At 42.9% G+C, this 18,570-nt stretch carries 25 protein-coding genes and 1 pseudogene; all 26 read left to right on the forward strand.

Features of this window, described 5'->3' with window-relative positions; all coding sequences use genetic code 11:
• The 26 genes and pseudogenes from H8Z79_RS03540 (at position 1) to H8Z79_RS03660 (ending at position 18,452) form a co-directional block, all read left to right on the forward strand.
• On the forward strand, positions 1-165 hold the full coding sequence (locus H8Z79_RS03540; protein ID WP_187002702.1) for a hypothetical protein: 165 nt from the start codon (positions 1-3) through the stop codon (positions 163-165).
• Between the two features lie 73 nt (positions 166-238).
• Positions 239-736, forward strand: a complete 498-nt coding sequence (locus H8Z79_RS03545) for a DUF2829 domain-containing protein (RefSeq protein WP_187002703.1) — start codon at positions 239-241, stop codon at positions 734-736.
• Between the two features lie 4 nt (positions 737-740).
• Positions 741-1,004 (forward strand): annotated as a pseudogene (locus H8Z79_RS03550) (DUF6275 family protein).
• A gap of 30 nt (positions 1,005-1,034) precedes the next feature.
• Positions 1,035-1,163, forward strand: a complete 129-nt coding sequence (locus tag H8Z79_RS17100) for a hypothetical protein (RefSeq protein ID WP_263970804.1) — start codon at positions 1,035-1,037, stop codon at positions 1,161-1,163.
• Positions 1,164-1,483: 320 nt separating this feature from the next.
• Entirely contained in the window at positions 1,484-2,020 is a 537-nt protein-coding gene (locus H8Z79_RS03555; RefSeq protein WP_072521662.1) for a phage scaffolding protein, read from the forward strand.
• A gap of 3 nt (positions 2,021-2,023) precedes the next feature.
• Entirely contained in the window at positions 2,024-3,220 is a 1,197-nt protein-coding gene (locus H8Z79_RS03560) for a phage major capsid protein (RefSeq protein ID WP_187002704.1), read from the forward strand.
• Between the two features lie 15 nt (positions 3,221-3,235).
• On the forward strand, positions 3,236-3,625 hold the full coding sequence (locus tag H8Z79_RS03565) for a head-tail connector protein (protein ID WP_187002705.1): 390 nt from the start codon (positions 3,236-3,238) through the stop codon (positions 3,623-3,625).
• A gap of 2 nt (positions 3,626-3,627) precedes the next feature.
• Positions 3,628-4,044 carry a DUF6751 family protein gene (locus tag H8Z79_RS03570; RefSeq protein ID WP_187002706.1) on the forward strand — a complete coding sequence of 139 codons (417 nt, stop codon included), beginning with the start codon at positions 3,628-3,630 and terminating at the stop codon, positions 4,042-4,044.
• Between the two features lie 4 nt (positions 4,045-4,048).
• The gene (locus H8Z79_RS03575) at positions 4,049-4,480 is read left to right on the forward strand and encodes a minor capsid protein (RefSeq protein WP_187002707.1); all 432 of its coding nucleotides are present in this window, start codon (positions 4,049-4,051) and stop codon (positions 4,478-4,480) included.
• A 3-nt stretch (positions 4,481-4,483) separates the two neighbouring features.
• A complete protein-coding gene (locus H8Z79_RS03580) occupies positions 4,484-4,921 on the forward strand; it encodes a hypothetical protein (protein ID WP_187002708.1) in 438 nt (145 codons plus the stop codon).
• A 2-nt stretch (positions 4,922-4,923) separates the two neighbouring features.
• Entirely contained in the window at positions 4,924-5,430 is a 507-nt protein-coding gene (locus H8Z79_RS03585; protein ID WP_187002709.1) for a hypothetical protein, read from the forward strand.
• Between the two features lie 57 nt (positions 5,431-5,487).
• A complete protein-coding gene (locus H8Z79_RS03590) occupies positions 5,488-5,949 on the forward strand; it encodes a hypothetical protein (protein ID WP_187002710.1) in 462 nt (153 codons plus the stop codon).
• The gene (locus H8Z79_RS03595; protein WP_187002711.1) at positions 5,939-6,523 is read left to right on the forward strand and encodes a Gp15 family bacteriophage protein; all 585 of its coding nucleotides are present in this window, start codon (positions 5,939-5,941) and stop codon (positions 6,521-6,523) included. Before H8Z79_RS03590 ends, H8Z79_RS03595 begins: the two co-directional genes overlap by 11 nt.
• 4 nt (positions 6,524-6,527) lie before the next feature.
• Positions 6,528-10,586 (forward strand): hypothetical protein, encoded by a 4,059-nt coding sequence (locus H8Z79_RS03600; protein ID WP_187002712.1) that lies wholly within the window; start codon positions 6,528-6,530, stop codon positions 10,584-10,586.
• A gap of 10 nt (positions 10,587-10,596) precedes the next feature.
• Positions 10,597-10,977, forward strand: coding sequence for a DUF6711 family protein (locus H8Z79_RS03605; protein WP_187002713.1), 381 nt, complete (start codon positions 10,597-10,599; stop codon positions 10,975-10,977).
• Positions 10,974-13,331 (forward strand): hypothetical protein, encoded by a 2,358-nt coding sequence (locus H8Z79_RS03610; protein ID WP_187002714.1) that lies wholly within the window; start codon positions 10,974-10,976, stop codon positions 13,329-13,331. The genes H8Z79_RS03605 and H8Z79_RS03610 overlap by 4 nt, the downstream gene beginning before the upstream one ends.
• Positions 13,318-13,512: a hypothetical protein gene (locus tag H8Z79_RS03615; protein ID WP_187002715.1), complete on the forward strand. Its 195-nt coding sequence runs from the start codon at positions 13,318-13,320 to the stop codon at positions 13,510-13,512. The genes H8Z79_RS03610 and H8Z79_RS03615 overlap by 14 nt, the downstream gene beginning before the upstream one ends.
• A gap of 3 nt (positions 13,513-13,515) precedes the next feature.
• Positions 13,516-14,007 carry a hypothetical protein gene (locus tag H8Z79_RS03620; protein ID WP_187002716.1) on the forward strand — a complete coding sequence of 164 codons (492 nt, stop codon included), beginning with the start codon at positions 13,516-13,518 and terminating at the stop codon, positions 14,005-14,007.
• A 79-nt stretch (positions 14,008-14,086) separates the two neighbouring features.
• On the forward strand, positions 14,087-14,998 hold the full coding sequence (locus tag H8Z79_RS03625) for an Ig-like domain-containing protein (RefSeq protein ID WP_187002717.1): 912 nt from the start codon (positions 14,087-14,089) through the stop codon (positions 14,996-14,998).
• Between the two features lies 1 nt (position 14,999).
• A complete protein-coding gene (locus H8Z79_RS03630) occupies positions 15,000-15,344 on the forward strand; it encodes a PF13754 domain-containing protein (RefSeq protein ID WP_187002718.1) in 345 nt (114 codons plus the stop codon).
• On the forward strand, positions 15,310-15,612 hold the full coding sequence (locus tag H8Z79_RS03635; protein WP_187002719.1) for a hypothetical protein: 303 nt from the start codon (positions 15,310-15,312) through the stop codon (positions 15,610-15,612). The genes H8Z79_RS03630 and H8Z79_RS03635 overlap by 35 nt, the downstream gene beginning before the upstream one ends.
• 4 nt (positions 15,613-15,616) lie before the next feature.
• The gene (locus tag H8Z79_RS03640) at positions 15,617-15,865 is read left to right on the forward strand and encodes a hypothetical protein (RefSeq protein ID WP_187002720.1); all 249 of its coding nucleotides are present in this window, start codon (positions 15,617-15,619) and stop codon (positions 15,863-15,865) included.
• Between the two features lie 3 nt (positions 15,866-15,868).
• Complete coding sequence (locus tag H8Z79_RS03645; RefSeq protein WP_187002721.1) at positions 15,869-16,303, forward strand: hypothetical protein; 435 nt, start codon at positions 15,869-15,871, stop codon at positions 16,301-16,303.
• A gap of 60 nt (positions 16,304-16,363) precedes the next feature.
• Entirely contained in the window at positions 16,364-16,651 is a 288-nt protein-coding gene (locus H8Z79_RS03650; protein WP_187002722.1) for a hypothetical protein, read from the forward strand.
• Between the two features lie 3 nt (positions 16,652-16,654).
• Entirely contained in the window at positions 16,655-16,987 is a 333-nt protein-coding gene (locus H8Z79_RS03655; protein WP_187002723.1) for a ribonuclease, read from the forward strand.
• 28 nt (positions 16,988-17,015) lie between these two features.
• Positions 17,016-18,452 (forward strand): GH25 family lysozyme, encoded by a 1,437-nt coding sequence (locus H8Z79_RS03660; RefSeq protein WP_225876903.1) that lies wholly within the window; start codon positions 17,016-17,018, stop codon positions 18,450-18,452.
• The last annotated feature ends 118 nt before the right edge of the window (positions 18,453-18,570 follow it).

Below are 18,570 nucleotides of genomic sequence, written 5' to 3' on the forward strand. Positions count from 1 at the left end.
ATGAACGAAGTAGAGGAATTGTTTCAAAGAATTAAAAAAATGAGAAATGGTGAAGAAGTAATATGCAACCATTGCAAAAAGGGAGTAATGATCCCTGTAGGCGATTGCAAAACAACAAAATGTTTCCGATGCGATAATTGTGGGACAAGATTAAACATGGACTAATACCACCAGTCAGAAATGGCCGGTGGTATTTTTATACCCATTTTTAAATCTTAAGAAAGAGAGGACATGAAACATGAAATTTGAAGAAGCATTAAAAGCAATGAAATGTGGAAGTAAAGCCAAATTACCATCCTGGGGAGGGTACTGGTACTGGAATCCAGAGAAAGAAACAATCATCATGCACACCAAAGATGGACAGGAATTGGATATTCGTGAGACACAGAACGTTGAATATACTTTGCATAATATTCTTTCTGATGAATGGGCTCTTGCGGATGGAATCAACTGCCCTCAGTTTGGAGGAGAAGCAACATTTTCCTTCGGAGAAGCAATCAAATATCTAAAAAGAGGGATGAAAGTTGCGCGTAAAGGCTGGAATGGCAAGAAACAGTATATTCAGCTTGCGACCGGCATTTCTTACAAGACAGCGAATGGCGAAGTTGTGAATTGCGAACATGATGCAATTGGAAATAAAGCAGTGGCTTTTGTAGGAACCTCCGGTGTGCAGATGGGCTGGCTTGCATCCCAGGCAGATATGCTTGCAGAAGACTGGATTTTTGCGGAGGAATAACAACATGGAGAATGAAGAATTTCTGAGATTATGTAAAGCAAAGGTTGCAGAGTATACCAATAGTCACATGGATGTTACAGATCGGCAGCAGGTGACTGCACATGATGTGTATCTGGTATGGAGCTGTAAGACCTTGTAGAATAACAAGGCGCTGCTTAGCACTACGGTACCAGATGGCATGTACTATGAGCTGACATATAACGGTGATAAGAATGAACTGTATATGGATGCCTATAAGAAGTTTGAATACAGATACTTCAAAATGTAATTTGTGCCGGCGAAATGGAGGGAGGTGAGAATGACGAGGTACCGAAAGAAACCCTTAGTTGTGGAAGTTTTCCAGCTGACGGACGATCCGGAATATGAAGCCCCACCATGGTTCACCCAGGCTGTGGCAGATGAAAGGTCTGGATTGACCGGAGCCTAAATGACGGACATATACCTGTATACGGCTGCACAATCCAGACACCGGAAGGCAGGATGCATGCCAAGCTGGGGGATTACATCATCCAGGGTGTAAACGGGGAGCTGTATCCCTGCAAGCCGGATATCTTTCTGAAGACTTATGAAAAAAGTCTAGGAAGGAGACAATCCTAAATATCTCGGAGCTGTCCGTGAAACAGCAGACCAGCACGCAGAGAAATCTGGGTGTTATTTTTGTGTTTTCGTCAGCTGATCAGACGTAAAACAGTCGGTAATCCGTGGCTCACACACGTAAATCAAGAGTAAAAGAAAGGAAAAGAAAAAATGAAAAGAGAAGATTTAACAGCACAGGGATTGACAGCAGAACAGGTTGAGTTTGTTATGTCAGAGTATGGGAAAGAAGTGAATCCTTTGAAAGCAGAAAGGGATTCCTATAAGACTCAGCTGGATACGGCGCAGGCTTCATTAAAAGCTATGGAGGGGATTGATGCAGCCGGGCTGCAGACAAAGGTATCCGATCTGACAAAGCAGCTTCAGGGCAAGGACGCAGAGATCGAGAAGATCAAGTCCGATTATGCCTTTGATGCATCAGTGAAAGAAGCTATCCGGAAAGCTTCTGGACGGAATGAAAAAGCAATCATGGCTCTTTTGGATGTGGATACTTTAAAAACATCTAAGAATCAGACACAGGACATTGAAGCAGCAATCACAGCCTTAAAGAAGGATAATGATTATCTGTTTCAACAGGCAACTACAATTCCTCGTGTAGTTTCTTCGACCACAGGAATCAACAATGAAGCACAGACTAAAAAAGAGCAGGCAAATGAAGCACTCAGAAGCCTACTCGGAAAAGGAGAGTAAAGAATGGCAGCAAATATTACAAACAGAGCGGATGCAGAGGCGATTATCCGTGAACAGGTCGTATCCAGTATCTTTCAGGATGCACCGAAAAATTCTGTATTTATGGGAATGGCAAGAAAACTTCCCAACATGACATCCAATCAGACAAGAATCCGTGTACTGGATTTCTTACCGACCGCCTACTGGGTAGATGGTGATACCGGTATGAAACAGACCACCAGACAGGCGTGGGACAATGTATATCTGAATGCTGGAGAGCTGGCAGTTATCGTACCGATCCCAGATGCAGTACTTTCTGATGCAGAGTTCGATATCTTTGGAGAGATCACTCCACGTGTTATGGAGGCAATTGGCCAGAAAGTAGATGCAGCAGTTATTTTTGGAGATAACCGCCCGAGAGAATGGCAGGCAGATCTTGTTACTCTGGCAAGACAGGCAGGAAATAATGTTTCTCCGACAGCAGGAAAAGATTATTACGATCTGATTCTTGGCGAGAATGGTGTGTTTGCGAAAGTAGAAGAAGATGGTTATGGAGTTTCCGGAGCTATCGCACCGATGAATTTCAAGGCAAAACTCCGCGGACTTCGCGACACCACAGGCCAGCCGATTTTCAAAAGCAATATGCAGGATGTAGCAAGATATACTCTGGACGGCGCGCCGATTACATTCCCGGAAAATGGCGGATTCTATCCTGAAATTGCACAGCTTGTGGTTGGTGATTTTAGTCAGGCAGTATATTCCATTCGTCAGGATGTAACTGTCAAGATCCTGGATCAGGGTGTTATTCAGGATCCGGCCACAAAGGAAATCGTCTATAACCTGGCACAGCAGGATATGACAGCACTTCGTATTGTATTCCGCATGGGCTGGGCGCTTCCAAATCCGGCGACCAGAATGAATGAAGACCGTACCGGATGTGCATTTGCATATCTTGAACCAGGCACCCCTCTTGTTACCCAGAAAGTTACATTTACAGTAACAGATGGCAAGGAATCCAGTCCGACGGTTTATGAGGGAGTACGTATCAATGTAGATGGAGCTATCCTTGTGACCGGTGACAACGGAAAAGCAGAATTTAATCTGCGTGAAGGTACATACACAGCGAAGATTACCAAGAAAGGATATATCCCTGTGACAGAAACGTTCACTGTAGCAAAAGCAGCAGTAACAAAAGATATTACACTTGTAGAACGCGCCTGATAAGGGAGTGGTCGAATGTACGCATCATACGGTTATTACGAAACTACTTACCTGATGGGACGAAAACCTAAAATTCAGGAAGAGGATTTTCAATTCTGGGAGAAACAGGCTGAGCGTGTACTAAACCAGTACACATTCAGCCGTTTAGCTTCAAATCTGGGGCTGATTACAACAGAAGTGAAAGCTTGCACTTGCGAGCTTGCGGAGCTTCTATATCAGGCGGACAAGAGCATACAGCAGGCAGCAGAACAAGGTGGCGTTTTGCAGTCCTATTCCAATGACGGAGAATCCGGGACTTTTGACTTGTCACAGTCAATCTTCACGGAAGAAGGAAAAGCAAGAAAAACAAAAGAGATCATACACAGATATCTGGGAGATACCGGACTTTTGTATCAGGGGGTGTGAGTATGAATCAAAATTATGTTCATACCATTACTTTATACAACCGGATTCAGGCAGCAGACAGCGAGGACAGAAAGGAGCACTGGAAAAAAACAGTGCTCCATAATTGTTTTTGGAAGTCTGTCATCAATACCGGATTTAGTGGAACACAGGCAAGTGTACAGAACTCCTATGTAGTACGAATCCCGCTGGATGACAGGTATCTGCCATATGCGGAATATAAAGCCAATCCAGAGGGGCGCTTTACGGTGTCTCAGGGAGATGTTGTTATATGTGGAGAATGTCTGGAAGAAATAACCGGAGAATCCGGCAAGACATCAGCACAGGTGCTGAACAGACATAAACCAGAAGCTTTTAAAGTAACTGCTTTTTCGGATAATACGAAATTTATGCTTGCGAAGCATTACCGGCTGGGAGGCTGAAATCATGGAAGTAAAGTTTAACTGGAATAAGCCGGCCGGTCAGATTACGAAAGAAATGACCGGCGGGCGGCAGGGGATGCTTTTTCTGGCAACTACGGCGGCAAGACTGATGGATCCGTATGTGCCGGCAGACAACCTCGTACTTGCGCAGAACATTACGCTCAGTGCAGACGAAGATGTCGGACATGTAACATACAACAGCCCATATGCCCATTACCAGTATGAGGGTGAATTGTATGGTCCAAACTATCCAATCACTGACGGTGGGGAAGTTGTGGGATTTTTCTCGCCTCCTCATAAAACTCCGACAGGAAAAAGGCTGGAATACAGTACGTTCCGGCATCCGCTGGCAACAGATCACTGGGATAAAGCTATGATGACTGCACGAAAGGAAGATCTGGTGAAATCCTATGAGGAATATCTGAAACGGAGGTAAAACGTGACAAAGCACGATGCAATAAAGCAATATTTTGAACCCAAAGTAGAAGAACTGGCAGGAAATCTGCTTAACTTCAATTTTTCTCCGGAATCAGAGGACAGTATTTCACTGATCACAAATTATTCAGATAAGGTCAGAAAGAAGTACATTACCGGCGATGCACAGAAAGAGTATGGTTTTACGATTATTATTGTAAAATCCTATTCATCGGGATGTGATGATCTGAACCTGGAAGCAATGAATTTTGCACAGGCATTCATGGACTGGCTGGATGAGCAGGATGAAAAACGGGATTATCCGGATTTCGGGGAAAACTGCACAGTTGAAAAGATGGAATGCCTTCAAAATATGCCAAATCTGTCAGGAATTAACCAGGACGGGACAATGGCACGTTATATGATACAGGCAAGAGTGATTTACAAAGAAAGGAAGAAATGACTATGAAATTAACAAGAGAAGCATTAGCCCATTATCTGGATGCATCATGGAAAAAAGATCCGACGAAAGCAGAATGGGAAATTATCGGAGAAGATATCGAAGACATGTCTGTTGACCTGAATCCGGATGTAACTTCGAAAAAGAATATTCTTGGAAAAACAAAGACGAGTGATAAAGGATATGAGCCATCAATCAGTGCAGATCCGTACTATGCAGATCCGTCCATGAAAATCTATCCACATATCCGTGAAATTGCAATGGACAGACTGAAAGGTGATGCGTGCAAAACAGTTATGCTTGAGATTATTGTGGAAGACACGGAAGCAGCAAAACATCTTGCATACGCACAGGAAGTGCTTGTGAAACCGCAGTCTTATGGCGGCGATCCGGAAGGAATTAACTTCCCGTTCAACATTCACGAGGACGGCGACCGCATCAAAGGCTATGTAACCAATGAATCTCTCAAATCTGGAAAACCGGTATTTGCAGAAGGAGAGATTACAGTGTAAAAGAAAGAGGGGTGTCCGATTCGGACACCCTGAATTTTTGTAGAAAAGGAGAAGGTCATGGAACAAACTACTACACCAAACAAAATGAATACAATGGTAATCGATGATGGTAGTAAGACTTATACGATCGAAAACAAACAGGGGAAAAGCCTTGCAGAATTTTGCTTTCGTCCGGCAGATACCAATATTATAAGCCGCTACAAGGAAGTATCGAAATTCTTCCAGAATTTTGTCATCACAGAAGAAGATCCGGATATACAGAAATATGAAAAACAGGTAATTGAACAGATGAACTATCTGGTAAATGCAGATGCTGGAAACGCATTTTTTGGCATTATGGGACCGTTTTCGCCAATGCCGGATGGAACATTATTCTACGAAACATGCTTGGATGCGGTATGTAATGTAATCAATCAGGAGCTGGATGTTCGACTGGAGAAGATGCAGAAACGTACCGGCAAGTATACAAAGAAATATTACAAGCCGAAACGGAGAAAAAAATCATATCATGGACGATAAATGGAAGCTGCCATATTCGATTGAATTAAACGGAGAATTGTATGACATCCGGACAGACTTCCGGGTAATACTGGACATTCTTCAGGCAATGTCAGATCCTGAATTAACAGAACAGGAAAAGAATGTGGTGATGCTCCAGATCCTGTATTACGATCCGGATGATATTCCAGAAGATTGTCTGGAAGATGCCTTGCTGAAAGGTAAAGAATTTATTGATTGTGGCATTTCGGAAGAGGAACATACATCAAGAATAAAACTGATGGACTGGGAGCAGGACTCACCAATCATAGCACCGGCAATCAATAAGAACATCGGAAAAGATATCAGGTCATTGAAATATATGCACTGGTGGACTTTTATGGGTGCATATCTTGAAATCTATGAAGGGCTGTTTCATCAGGTGCTCATGATCCGGCAGAAAAAAGCCAAAAATCAAAAACTGGAAAAATGGGAAGCAGAATTTTACAGGAACAACAAGAAACTAATTGATCTGAAAAATAACAGCAGGGAACGTTCACAGGAAGAAAAAGATGCACTGAGAGAGTTGCTGGGTTATAGGAAGAAAACAAGGTGACAATATGGCAGACGGAACGATTACAATTGATACAGCAATTGATAAAAAAGGCCTGAAAGTAGGCATCAGAGAAGTAGAAGAATCTGCAAAACGTGCAACTTCCTCGTTGGAAAAGAATATTGGAGAGAAGACGAGGCTTGCAATTCAGAAACAGATTGATGCACTGTCGAAATTAAATAATCAATATGTGCAGCAGGCACAGAAAGTTGATGAGCTTAAGCAGAAAATTAAAGATCTGTCTGCCCAGAAGGTTGAAACAGAAAGTTACAAAAATCTGACAAAGGAGATGGACAGTCTCTATAAAAAGTCCGCAGAACTTGAAAGTAAATTAAGTGAATGGTCAAAAATGGGTGTATCAGAGAAGTCACTTGGTTTTAAAGAAGTCGAAAAAGAACTGAATTCTGTAATACTCAAAATGGAAGAAGTAGAGCGAAAACAGGAAGAGATGCGTAAATCAGGAACAGCTTATGTAAATCCTGAAAACACGCAGAATTATCAGAGTGTCTCAGCAAAACTTACAGCAGAAGAACAGAAACTTCAGGACATGGGTAACAGGCTTGAAACATCGTACGCATCAATTGAACAGAAAATTAAGTCATGTGGGGAAGCGGCTCTTAAAGCAGGATCAAAGATGGAGACATTTACAAAGGCAACTCAGAAATTCTCAGGGAAGATGATTACGTTCGGATTAGATGGAATCAGGAGAAAAATCTACGAGGCGGCACAGGCTGCAAATAATCTTGTAAAAAGATTATTACAGATATCTTCCAATGCGATAATCAGTGGATTGAAAAGAATTTCTTCCGGTATATTTGCAATACATAAAACAGCAAATAAGAGCACGTTTTCATTAAAACGGATGCTTGCAACGTCATTGCTGATGGCAGCAGTGTTCAGGGGAATATCTGGTGCCATGAGTGGAGTAACAACCGGATTTCAAAATCTGGCACAGTATTCTCAGAGAACAAATGCAGATATATCCCTTTTGATGTCTTCACTGACACGGCTGAAAAATTCATTAGCAACTGCGTTCGCACCGATTCTGATGGTAATAGCACCAATCCTGAGCAGCTTCATTGACATGCTCTCACGGGCGGCTACGTATGTAGGAATGTTTTTTGCATCACTCACAGGACAGAAAACATTTACAAAAGCTGTCAAAGTTCAGGAAAATTATGCAGCAGGACTTGGAAAGACAGCGACGAATGCAGAGAAAGCAGCCAAAGCACTTAAGCGGTATTTAAGTCCTCTGGACGAGATGGCCAGATATGAGTCTGAAGCAAACAATGATTCAGGCGGAAACTCAGGAGATGGTGGATACACAGCACCTGCACCGGATCAGATGTTTGAGGAAGTTCCAATTGAGAACAAAATCAAAAAATTAGCCGATAAGATCAAGAAGTTTATAAAATCAGAGGATTGGGAAGGTCTGGGAAAATTCCTTGCTGACGAGATCAATAAGGGGATGCGGCATGTTTATGACGCTATCAGTTGGAAGAAAGTCGGACCTAAAATTACGAAATTTGTAAGAGCCTTTACCAGAACATTTAATAGTCTGGTGAAATATCTGGATTTTGACCTGTTAGGCAGAACAATAGGTGCCGGAATTAATACTGCAATACGAACGGCAAATCTTCTGATCGGAAACGGCGGTATTGATTTCAAACAGCTCGGAAGTAAGCTTTCACAGGGATTAAAAGGAGCTGTCAGGGAAATAAGCTGGACGGAGCTTGGCAACCTTCTCGGCAACTATTTCATGATCTCCTGGCACTTACTGAATGGCTTTGTTACCGACATGTCTAAGAAAAACGATGTCGGTTTAACAGGATGGGCAGAGATAGGAAAAGCTCTTGGAAAGACTGTAAATGGACTTTTTGATAAAGTGGATTTTTCTGAAATTGCACTTACCCTCACGGATGGATTAAACGGTGTTTTCGAATCATTGGAGAATTTTACCAAAACAGTCAGATGGGATATTCTGGAAATGAATGTAACCGATGGATTGAATACAGCATTTTCCAATATGAAATGGGAAGATGCAGGAAAGTCGCTGAATGATTTCATTGGCAATCTGGTTGGATTTCTGGTTGGCATTCTTAAAAATACGAACTGGGAAGAATTTGGCGAAGGTCTTGGCACTATGCTGAGTGAAATTGACTGGGGAAAATACCTGTGGGATATGATCATTGCAATCAAAGATGCAATAGGAACTCTGTTTGACGGTTTAGAGAAAGGTGGTACGGCCGGAAAGATTGCTGCATTCTTGGGTAAAGCATTTCTCGCTGTGAAGATAGCACAGATCACAGGTTTGGACAGTCTTATAAAACTACTGATAGGGGCAATTGGAAAGAAATTATTTACTTCTGAGAACATTGCCAGTATAGCAAGTTCGCTGAAAAACTTATTCAGTGGTGGTTCAAAAGAAGCAGGTGAGCTTTTGGGTGATCTTGGTGAAGCAGCAGCAGGATCTGGAAGCAAGTTCGGTACGCTTGCAAAAGAACTTGCCCCGTTAGTAGGAGAAGCAGGTCTGATTGTTGGAGTTGGAGCTGCAGCAGTATATGCGACATCGAAAATTGCGGGAATGGTGGAAAGTATGCAGGGCGGTAACGGAGTAGGCACTACATTTGGAAATACCATGGATAATTTCATTCAGACGCTCCAGCAGAGAGGAGATATCATATCCGGATCCGCAACAGAGATCTGGAAGCTGAAAGAATCTCTTGAAAAAGAAGGTATGACCGCAGAGGAAAAGGCATCTGCAACACAGAAACTCGTTGATAAACTGGGAGAAATGGGAGTGACTTCCGAACAGGCAACACTGGCATTTGAAACGTTACGACAGAAAGGTCTTATTACAGATGACATGTTTAATGTTCTGTCAGAATCCATTAAGACGCTTGGAAACGATACAACTAACATGGCCGGACAAATCAACCTCGGAAGCCAGAAGGCACAGGAATCTTACGATGATTTGAAGGTGGCTATTGGCAACCTGACAAATCAGATGCATCTCGGAACAGACGAGCAGGGACAGTTATTGAATGCACTGGAAAGAACAGTAGATTCCGGCGGTACAGCGCAGGATGCATATAACAACGTCATGGCAGCAGTGAAGGAGATGGGCGGAAATACAGAGACTGCAGCAAAGATCTTTGCAGAGGTATTCCCAAATGCAGTACAGGCAACAAAGACCAGCGTAGATACATCTATGACAGGGGCACAGCAGACTGTAACATCTACAACTTCAAAAATGAAGACGGATGCAGAAACAAATCTGGCAGGGGTTCAGAAAGCGGCAGAAGATGCGGCAGGCAGTGTAAATATATCGACTGTGAAAAACTGGGGTAACTCCGCGTCTGAGGTAGATAAGAATCTTGACCAGATGAAACAGCACGCAAACCTGAAGCTCGGGGAAATGCAGAAAACAGTGGATTCTCATTTTTCATCACAGTATAACACCATGACAAAGAAATGGGAAAAAGCAGGAGAACGCGTTTCACAGATTATTTCGAACATGGAGACATCGACAAGTAGACAGCTAAGCAAACTTGAAAGCCTGATGCGATCGGCTGGAACCAGAATGGGAAATAACCTGGCAAACGGAATCTCCGGAGCTATAACAGGAATCTCCAATACATTCAACGAAATCATCCGCAGGGTGAATAGTACGATCAGCAACATCAATGGTGCGATAGGAGGAATCGAACGTTCGTTTACGTTTAATTACAATTATACAAATCCGATCACGAAAACGACTGGAAGATATAGTTCATGGCTTAGCCTTCCAAGAGTAAACAGTGTCCCGTATCTTGCAAGCGGTGCGGTTATTCCTCCAAGATCGGAGTTTTTGGCCGTGCTGGGAGATCAGAAAAACGGAAATAATATCGAGGCACCAGAAGCACTGATCAGAAAAATTTTCAGAGAAGAGTCTCCGCAGGTGAAAGGCGGAAATACTTACAACATATCTGCACAGGCTAAGGGAAAGACCATCTTTGAGCTAGTGCTCGAGGAAGGAAAACTTAGTCAGGACCGTACAGGAAGAAATCCGTTTTTACTGACATAAGAGGTGAAATATGAAACAGGAAAAAATATTATTCAACGGAATCGAAATAAAACAGCCGGATTCGGGAAGCCTGGGAGTCTCTTTCGATACAACATACACAGACGATTCGGGACGGATTATGAGTGGAGTTGCACTTGCTACTCCACTCTTTACAGTAGAAGCTTACTCCTATAAAGCAACAGATCTCACCCTGCAGGAAATGTCACAAATTCTTCAGATTATAGACAAAGGGAAACCGTTCACTGTCAGATATCTTTCTGCACATTACGGTAAGTGGAGAACGGATGAATTTTATGTGGGAAAGGGAACTTTGACTGTGGGATCATGGGAAGCTTCTGAAGAAAGGTATGATGAGTTGAGTTTTAATCTTGTAGGAGTGAATCCGCTATGATAAATGCAAGTGTAGAATTTCGAAAAACGATGCGCCAACGGACAGACTTCAAACCATCAGCAAGCATATTGTTTGCAGATGGGCGGATGGTAAATCTTACGGAACATGATTTTTCAATAAATGGGAATGAATTGACAGATGGAGCCGAGAGCAACAGCTTTCCGCTGGGAGTGGCAATCGGACGGGCTTTCTCGATGGAAATCAGGAATCAAGATCAGAGATTTGAGGATTACAGCTTTTATTTGGCTACTGTCCAATTGCAGTTGCACTTCAAATTGGATTCTGGAACTGAAGAAACCATATATCTGGGAAAATGTACGATAACAACACCGGAAACTTACGGCACAACTATCACAGTGCAGGCCGTAGACGGTATGTATAAGGCCAATAAGAGCTACTCTACACAGCTGAAATTCCCGGTAACACTGGGCGAGATGGTGAGAGACTGTTGTTTACAATGTGGTCTTCCACTGGGTTCTGCTACGTTCAAGAACAGTAACTTTTCCATTAAAAGCAAACCGGAGAATATAAGCTGTCGTGAGGTGCTGGCACAGGCAGCAATGATTGCCGGTGGATATGCCAAGGTAGACAGAAACGGATACCTGCAAATCTGTTCGTATGATCTTTCTATATTCGAACGGGAAGGCATGGGTTATGGTGGAAGCTTCGATAATAGTGAAAATGCTGAGTTCTATGTGGACGGAGACAACATTGACGGTGGAAATTTCGATGATTATTCTTCAGGCAATACGTTTGATTCTGGGACGTTTTTATCGATGGACGATTTCCATATGTTCTATGATTTTCTTTCGCCGCCACAGACAGATGCAGATGACGTGGTTATAACTGGAATACAGATTACCGATACAGCAGGAAAAACGCACCTCTGTGGCGAAGAGGGATATATCCTGAGTATAGAGAATCAACTCGCAAAGGGAAACGAGCAGAGCGCGGTAAATGCAATTGGAAAACTGATTAACGGTTTCAAATTCCGAGCTTTTTCGGGAGAATATATAGGTTATCCGCTTGCAGAGTTCGGGGATATCTGTTATGTCATTGATCAGAATGGAAACACATATCAGTCAATATTGACAGACATAACATACCGATTCAACGGAAAAACATCCCTGAAATGTAGTGCGGACAGTCCACTGAGAAACAGCAGCAAAGATGCATATAATTCAGACTATATCAAAGCAGTGATTGCCGCCCGGAATTACACTGATCAGGAAATGTCTGCCTACGACCTTGTCGTCCAGCAGATGAGCCAACTTGCTGCCAACACCTTAGGCTTCCACGAGACAAAAATCATCCAGGATGACGGCTCTGTGATCGTGTACCGGCATGACAAACCGAAATTATCCGAATCAAAGATAGTATATAAATCCGGTATTGATGGTTTCTTCGTAACGAGAAGCTACACCGGCAAAGATTCCACTACAGTCTGGAAAGCAGGATTCGACAGTAATGGCAATGCAGCTCTCAATATCCTTTCCGTGATTGGCATCCACTGGGATTGGGCATATGGTGGAACACTAACGCTGGGCGGTGAAGATAATAAAAATGGTGTACTAAGAATTTTGAATGCAAATGGCGCACAGATCGGAAAATGGGATAACACGGGCGCTGATATAACAGGAACAGTAAAAACGATAACAAGCAATGGTGTTTATGCAAAAATAACAGGTCAAGATATCGCTTTTATTAATGGCGGTGATGATATCAATGAACAAGTACTTATGCAAATGGGGGCAGCAATATCAACTGATAGTAATGTTGCAGATATTGATCTTGGCGAAAATACAAGCTTCGGTATTGGCGGTAATGGACGAGAAATGTTCCAAATGCATCCATATGATGACTGGACTACAAAAATCCTGGGAAACTTCGAAGTAATGTCCGGCACAAAATCGCGTGTTGCAGAAACCCAGAATTTTTTTGACAGGCTTCTGTATTGTTATGAAACTCCAACTCCGATGTTTGGTGATGTTGGATGCGCACAAACAAATGAAGAGGGGGTGGCAATTATTGATATCGATCCTGTATTCGCAGAGACAATCAGTACAGGAACTGAATATCAGGTGTTTTTGCAGAAAGAAGGACCGGGAGATCTGTGGATACAGGAAAAAGACGAATCCTATTTCGTAGTCAGGGGTACACCGGAACTTAAGTTTTCGTGGGAGCTTAAGTGTTCTCAGAAACATTTTGAACATCTTCGTTTGGAAGAAGAAACTCAAAGGACTATGGTATCAAAAGATATAAACAATGCGGAAAACGACTACAGCGACATTATTGACGGTCTTGTTAATGATTATGATACAGAAATGGAGGAACTGATAAATGAAAGCAATTAAGATTATAAGCATCATCAATCAGGGAGGAGAGTATTCTGTCACTACAACCTATAACGAAGTAGATGATTCCGGAAATGTAGTAAAGAAAAATACAAAGGCACCAACGTATTATGCGGTAGGAAATGTACTGGAAGCTGTGAAACAGATTGAAGCGGATGCAAAAGCCCGCCTGGAGGAATAAAACATGGCAATAACAATGCGGCATGGTCCGTACAACAAATTTGATCCTCAGAAACTTCGTACCGGTGAAATTGCTGTAGTGACAGAAGGAGATCCACATGCCAGTGACGGCAGGGCAGTTTACGTATGCTTTTCCCCGGGTGATGTAAAGCGGATGGCAACTTATGAGGATATGGTTGAGAACGTGGACGCTTCTTGTAAAGAGGTCATTGACAGGCACATTGATGAAAAGACCGGTGCGGCACTGGAAGCCTGTAAAGAAGCTGCAAAAGCGGCGCAGGATGTGGCAAAAGGAACGATCCTTGCAAAATCTGATGCTGAGCTTGCGACAGCAGATGCACAGAATGCGGCAGGAGCAGCCAATGAGGCAGCGGAAAAGGCTCTTGAAGCTGTAAAAAAGTGTGAGGGTCTTATGGATAACACGAGGGTAACAGCACTTGAAGAAAAAATGGAAAAAGTACTGGAACTGCTTAAAAATGTTGTGTCTACGGAGTAGACCCATGAGCAGGTCTGGGATTCCCACGTAGGGAAAATAGAAACGGTAACTAAAAATCAGACACAGAAAGGAAAATAATATGTCAGTAAAAACAGTACAGGCCGTGATTGATGGCCAGACACACAACCTTACCCTGAACAGCAGTACAGGGAAATATGAAGCAACGATCACAGCACCCGGTAAATCCAGCTATACATTAAGCGGGCATTATTATCCGGTCACTGTAAAAGCAACAGATGATGCCGGGAATACCACTACAAAAACAGATTCAGATGCAACGCTTGGCAGTTCCCTTAAGCTGCAGGTTAAAGAAAAAGTCGCACCGGTCATTGCGATCACAGCACCGACAGCAGGAAGTTACATTATCAACAGTAAACCTGCGATCACATTTAAGATCACAGATGATGATTCCGGTGTCAATCCGACAACCATTGGGGTTACGATCGATTCCGGTTCGAAAATTACCGGAGATTCCATCACAAAGAAAGCAGTATCAGGTGGTTACGAATGTACATACACACCAGACACGGCACTGTCTGACGGAAGCCATACGGTCAAGGTTGATGCATCTGATTATGACGGCAATGCAGCAGTCCAGAAATCCGTTACATTCAAGATCGATACAGTACCGCCGACACTGTCCATTACTTCACCGGTTGATGATCTTGTTACAAATCAGGCGGCATGCACAGTCAAAGGTATTACCAACGATGTTACTTCCAGTCCGGTTACAGTAACGATCAAGCTTAACAGCGGCAGTGCAGAGGCTGTGACAGTAGGATCCGACGGAAGCTTCTCCAAAGCCCTTACACTGGCAGCAGGAAGCAACACGATCACGATCGTTGCCAGAGATTCCGCCGGAAAGACCACAACGATCACAAGAACCGTCAAGCTGGATACCACACCACCGACAATCAAGAGTATCACACTTACCCCGAATCCTGTTGATGCCGGCAAGACATTTGTCATCAGTGTAGAAGTAACAGACTGATATGGTGTCAAAGGTCTACGGCAAGGCTGATGGCGTAGATATCACCTTTTATCATGACCATGGGGACATCTGGCAGATAGATGTCCCCTGGAATGATGATGGGAAATACACTGCGGAAATATTCGCGGAGGATGATGGTGGAAACATAACTTTCCGTTGTAGCGCATTGTTTGTGATCTCGGGGCATGAACTACAGGCAGTGGTAATGTTGAATGAAATGTCTGCGCAGGTTGGCTGTGAAAAAATAAAATACTGCACAGAGATTATAGAAGAGCAGTTTGCAGGATCTGTACAGGAAGGAGGGTATCAGATTGAGAGTGTCATATGTAGCAGAAGTCACGTTTGATTTTCCGGAGGCCAGATACCTTCGCGCGGTTGTAAAGCCGAAATGTGATGCGGATCTTCCCTTTTCAATAGACAATGCCCGGTGGGAGCTGTATTACAGGGATGATGACGGTGAGGAGATATTGGAAGACTCTGGCGAATGCGAGGTCAGTGCGCATGAGCTGTCAGCATTTATCCAGCCGCAAAAGACAGGAACATACAGATTCAAGTACATCTATGAGATCGCGGGTGAAACGTGGGTTGACAATGTAAAGATAAAGGCGGGGTGATGGGATGGCGGCAAATATTAAGATAGTGGATGTCAGCTTAATCCCAAACCCGGTTGCTGCCGGGGCAAGCCTTAAAATATCAGTAGAGATCCATAAGAATATTTGTTTATTGTCAGATTATGATGATTATCTGCTGGCAGACAGTGACGGCTCCTATATTGATGTACAGAGGGACACGGTGGTCATGCAGGATGGCGATAATATATTGGTAGTTGATGATGATGGTGAATTGATTGAGACAGAGGAGGATTAACAGATGACAGATGAACAAAAAACAAAAAAGATTGAAGATTTTCCGGAAAATGCAGAACCGGCAGATACAGATTATTTCCTTAATGCGACGGGGAATGTAATGAAAAAAACAAAAGTGTCGCAACTGATTGCATGGCTGAAGGAGAAGCTGGAGATCAATGCGTTAAACACGAAAATGAATGATTATGTTACTACTAAAAATTTTACCCAAAAAGTAACTCTGAAAAGTGGTATTGCGACTGTAAACATCAGTGCTGCATTAGATGGTTATACACTTTTAGGAATCGTGCGATGCAGTTTCGCGAGCAGTTATTTAACTACGACTGGATATACATTAAGTGGAAATAATTTATCACTTAAGGTACGAGACGTTTCGGCACCTACGACTTCCACAGCGTCGGCAAACTGCTATGTAACAGCATTGTATGTTAAAAATTAAATTTTTAGAAAATTGTGCCGGCGCAACCGGAGAAAGAGTGAAAAAGTGAAAGAAATACTCATGCAGACATATACTATTGTATTACCGGTACTTTTGGGCTATATCGTTTGGCTCTTAAAGAATCAGAAAAAAGACCGGGATGCAAACAGCAAAGGTACCATGCTCCTGTTACGTACACAATTGATTGAGTATCATGCAAAGTACATGGAATTAGGAGATATTCCTTCCTATGCTTACCAGAACTTTTGCGAAATGTATGATGCCTATCATGCATTGGGCGGGAATGGCATGGTAACAAAAATGAAACAGGAAATTGAAGAATTACATATTAAAAGAAAAGGAGAATAAGACATGGACGTAAATGTAATGATGCAGTATGTAACCTATGGACTGGCGCTGATCGGTGTGCTTGCGTTTCTGGTATCGATTATCGTGCAGGTGATCAAGGAGCTTCCGGGACTTAACCAGATTCCTACAAGTATTGTGGCTCTGGTCACATCACTGATCCTGTGTCCGATGGCATTGGTGATTTTATGTACATATTATAAGATGGTGATTACCTGGTATTATATTATTGCTTCTGTAGTTGCCGCATTCATTGTATATCTGGTGGCAACCGGTGGATGGGAAAAAGTAAAATCGATCTGGGACAGAACAAAATACAAAGATTCAGAGGGCGAGTGATCGTCCTCTTTTTTTAATGGAGGCAGATATGGAAATAAAAGGTATTGATATATCTTCGTGGCAGGGAAAAATTGACTGGAAGAAAGTGTCAGATTATGGAATGGACTTTGCCATTATCCGTATTACTGAGGTTGGAAATGTGAAGGACAGCCAGTTCGAAAACAATTTTGCCGGATGTAATAAATATAAGATTCCGGTAGGAGTATACAAGTACTCCTATGCCATGAATATTTCCGAAATTCAGTCAGAGGCAAGGAAAGTTGTTTCTGTCTTGAACGGTAGAAGAATCCAGTTTCCAGTATTTCTGGATCTGGAGCACAATAATCAGCGCGCTCTTGGATCTGAGAGCATCCACAAGATGGCTGATGCTTTCCGGAAGATTATTGAGGCAGCAGGGTACAAGTTTGCGATCTACTGTAATGTAGACTGGTATGTAAATGTAATCTGTAGTCATCTGAAAAAGCATGACTTCTGGATTGCCCGCTATCCGGCGAATGACAACGGAACCCTGCAGGAAAGACTCCGGCCGGATTTTGGAATTGGATGGCAGTATTCCAGTAAAGCAACGATTCCGGGAATCTCCGCAAAAGTAGACCGGAATGTTTTCTATAAAGATTACGCAGAAACAAAAACAGAACCAAAGAAGGAGGAAACAACGGTGGAAACAAAAACAAAACTGCAGGAATTTAATGATCTGGGTGATTTCTATGCCGGAGAAGGAACCGGTAAGCCATATCTGGAAAAAGCTACACTTGCATATCTGGATGACTTCCAGCGAAATGCAGGATATAACAATTACACAAAGTTTGCCCGTGATGTCAACAGCTGGGGACAGCCGGGATGTCAGGGACAGTCATGGTGTGCGGTATATCAGTTCTGGAAACTGGTAAAAGTATTTGGATTGAAAAAGGCTCTGCAGATTATGGGCGGTGGCTTCTACAACTGTCAGAGCGTAACCAGACACGCGAAAGAAAATGGCACATGGAAGAAGACACCAAAGAAAGGCGCACTGATCATCTTCCGGAACGGTGCACACATTGGATCCGTGCGCACATACGATACAAAGTATGTATATACAAACGAAGGCAACACATCCGGTGCAGCAGGAGTAGTTGCCAATGGCGGCGCATGCCGGAATAAGAAATACAAGCTCACAGATTCTGCGATTGACGGATATGTCTGGATTGATTATGGCACAGCTGCTGATCAGACATCAACAGCGACGGCGGTTAAACTGAACAAGACACCGAAGTATGTTGCAAAGGTTACTGCAACAGAATTGAACGTTCGTTCATGGGCGGGAAAAGAAAACCCAACAATAAAAAAATGGCCGCTCCTGAAGAAAGGAAATCTGGTGGATGTGTGCGATACCATCAAAGCAGCAGATAAGACAAAATGGAATTACATCCGCATTGCCGGAAAGTACTATGGATTTGTCGCAAAGAAATGCCTGAAGAGACAGTAATATAATCAAGAAGAAACTCCGGCAGGTACCCGTCTGCCGGAGAAATATTGTATCATCTTTTTGCCTACGATTTGCCTACCATTTGTAGAAAACGGTATACTATAATAGGAAATAATAG

This window comes from Blautia intestinalis (genome assembly GCF_014297355.1).
GTDB classification, from domain to species: Bacteria; Bacillota; Clostridia; order Lachnospirales; family Lachnospiraceae; genus Blautia_A; species Blautia_A intestinalis.